This window comes from Micromonospora sp. NPDC052213 (assembly GCF_040679695.1).
In the GTDB taxonomy this organism is placed as follows: domain Bacteria; phylum Actinomycetota; class Actinomycetes; order Mycobacteriales; family Micromonosporaceae; genus Micromonospora.
In genome coordinates this window covers 1-2,797 of sequence record NZ_JBFAVI010000315.1, presented here as the reverse complement: position 1 = coordinate 2,797, position 2,797 = coordinate 1, and the positions used below count along the sequence as shown (strand labels likewise).

The 2,797-nt window shown below is 74.3% G+C and carries 2 protein-coding genes; both read right to left on the bottom strand.

What is annotated here, in order from left to right; translation table 11 throughout:
- Positions 1-173: 173 nt before the first annotated feature.
- Entirely contained in the window at positions 174-1,298 is a 1,125-nt protein-coding gene (locus AB0L34_RS33475) for a hypothetical protein (RefSeq protein WP_363709642.1), read from the bottom strand.
- A 763-nt stretch (positions 1,299-2,061) separates the two neighbouring features.
- The gene (locus tag AB0L34_RS33470; protein ID WP_363709640.1) at positions 2,062-2,730 is read right to left on the bottom strand and encodes a hypothetical protein; all 669 of its coding nucleotides are present in this window, start codon (positions 2,728-2,730) and stop codon (positions 2,062-2,064) included.
- Positions 2,731-2,797: the final 67 nt, after the last annotated feature.

The following is a 2,797-nucleotide window of genomic DNA, read 5'->3' as shown; positions in this document are numbered from 1 at the left end:
AGGGGGGGGGGGGGGGGGGGGCGCCCCCCCCCCCGGGGGGCGCGTGGCCCCCCCCAACGCCCTGGGCGCAGGTGTGGCCCTGGGCTACCTGGCTCGGCGGCCCTGCTCGGTCAGCTTGCCGGGGGGGGCGGGTTCCTTCGCCCTCCCTACACGCCTAACCGTCGGCCGCTGGCTCACGCTGGGGCGTCCTGGTGGGAATGCTCGTGTTTACCGTCCGTGCAGTCCTGCCGTAACCGCTGCAGTTGGCTGGCCATGCGGCCCGTCGCGGGGTGTCCCGGATGCGCGCGGCGGTGGGCGGTGATGGCATCGGCGAGCATCGCGCGAGCGGGGCCGCAATGTCCGAGTTCGCGCAGGACCAGAGCGATGGTGGCCTGGGTGGCGAGGGTTTGGTGCGCGTCAGGGCCGACGGTGGCAGACAGCTGCTCGGCGAGCTGCCGGTAGAGCCGGTACGCGCGTTGGTGGTGCCCTGCCTGCCGGTGCGCGGTGGCGCGGGTAAACGCGGCGGCCAGTGACGGCGGCGCGGCGGGTCCGTGCAGGTGGGTGAGGCTGTGGTGGGCGAAGGTTGCCCAGCGGATCGCCGCCTCGGGGTTGCCGAGCCGAATTCGCAGTTCGGCGAGCAGCAGCGCGGCCTCGGCGCGGTTGGTGTCGGCGGTGGTGGTCGTCGGGTCGACGCCGGTAAGGATGCCGCGCGCAGCGGCATGGGCACGGTGTGGGTCGGTGGCGGCGAGGTCGCGGGCGAGGCGCAGCCGGTTGGCCAGGGCAGTCCCACGGCAGCCGGCGGCGGGGACGGGGTGCCAGGTGATGAGCAGGTCGGTGGGGGCGAGGCCGGCGGTGACGCGGGCGATCACGCGGTGAGCGTGGGCTGCGGCGACATCGACGTGCCGGGGGTGGGTGAGCGCGGGCACGACATGCGGGGCGTAGCGCAACACTGCCTGGCCGATGGTGCGCGTGACGGCCGCGGCGTCCAAGGGGTGGCGTCGGCACGGGGGCGGGCACGTAAAGAGCAGCCCGGCGGGGGTGAAGGCGGCGGTCATGGGTTCCTGGCAGAGCCGGCAGTGCAGCAGCCCGACAGGCAGCAGCACCGGATCGGGGTCGGGTAGTGGCGTTGCGGTGACCACCGCAGGCGGAGTGGCGTCGGCGCGCGCCTCGCTGACCCAATCCTGCAGCAGGCGGCGGTCGATGTCGAGGTCACGGGCGACGGCGCTGATGGGGCCCCGGCGTCCGCCTGCGCGGGCTTGTTCGACTTTGTGCACCGCGTCGGCGATGAAGTCGGTCGTGTACTTGCGAGGGAAGGCCATCGGCTGGTTGTTCCTCGGGCAGGGGTCGGTCAGCAGCCGTGGGCGCAAGGCACGCGCCAGCTGCAGGGTCAGCGGCTGTGGCGGTCAAACGTTCGGGCCTGTCGCAGCGGAGCGTCAGGGGGGCGGGCGTGGTGGTCCAGCGGCAGGTCGTCGTGGCCGGAGATGGTGTGGCAGCGCACGGTGTAGCAGGTCGGGGGCGAGGCCGGTGAGCGCGGCTCGGGTTCGGGGGTCGAGGACGTGACGCGGGTGCTCGAGGGTGCTAGGAGCCCAGGTCCACGTGTTCGCGGCTGCAAGGCGCGAGGTGTGCCCGGGTGAGGCGGCGGTGATGATGGCGCGGTTGCAGTGGCCGTGGGTGCCGACGAGAGCCCAGAGGAGGGCGTAAGCGCGTTCCTCGGTGCCGAGGGCGTCGAGCACGTTAAGCATGTCGAGGTCGTTCCACGCGGGCGGTTGGTGGTGGCCGCTGTTGTCGGTTGCGGCACCCGGTAACCAGGGCGAGGGGATGGGTGGGGCAGGCATCGAGGTGCGCGGCGGCAGTAAGAGTGGCGGTGACGGTGTGCCGGTGGTGGGGCCCGTTGCGCAGGCTGGTGGCCTTCAGGTCGGCGAGCGCGACTTGGGTGCGGTGGGCCCAGGCGGTGTCCGGGAGCGGGCAGGTGGGCAAGACGATGGCACGCAGGGCGTAGGCCACCTCGTCGACGTGGCGGGGTGTGGGGGCGGGCGGCCCAACCACCTGCGGGAGCATCGACGTCGACGCGGCCGGGGGGCCTTACCGGGACCTCGCGTGGGGGCGTTGGCTGCACACGGCGCGGTGGCGCCGGTTGGGTTGTGTGGCGGCGACGGCGGCGAGGTGCGCGGTCAGCGGATCGTCGGCGGGCAGGTAGCGTGCGGCGGCGGTGTGGGCGTTGGCGAGGCACGGCGCGGCGAGTTCGTGCCAGCCACAGTCGAGGTAGAGGGTGCCGAGGTGGGTGAGCAGGCGCAGGCTGGTTCGGCTGTCCGGGCCGCAGCGGCGGACTGCCTCAGCGTGGACGGTGGCCGTCCCGCGCAGCGCCGACTCGCACTCGCCGAGGGCGTGGCGGGCGGCGGCGCGCGCCGCCCGGGCGTGCAGCGCCTGCTCATGGTCGGCGGCAGCGGTGAGCGCGGCGAGGTCGTCGTGGACGGCGGCGGCCAGCGTGGTGTCGCCGACACGCAGCGCGAGAGGGGCCACCACCTGCGCTATCCGCAGCCGCAGCGCCGGGCTGGGGAGAGGTCTGCGATGGTGGCGCAACTGGTGGGCGTAGGCGGCCCAGCCGTAGGCGTCGGCCAGGTCCCCGCAGTCGCGCCGCTGTTCGGCGCGGCTCAGCGCTGCGGCGATGACCGGGTCATCTCCACTGCGGCCATCGGCAGCGCTGGCGGCCACCGGGGCGGCGGCGCGGGCGGGCAGAAGCGTGGATTGCATGGTGGTCCTCACTGCAGTGGTGGCTGGGAGGTGGCCGGCGGCGGCGAATGGGGGATGCGCCGCCGCC

Bases quoted from the DNA above. Each gene is read 5' to 3' on its own strand.
- AB0L34_RS33470 (WP_363709640.1), bottom strand. From the start codon at position 2,730: ATGCAATCCACGCTTCTGCCCGCCCGCGCCGCCGCCCCGGTGGCCGCC.
- AB0L34_RS33475 (WP_363709642.1), bottom strand. From the start codon at position 1,298: ATGGCCTTCCCTCGCAAGTACACGACCGACTTCATCGCCGACGCGGTG.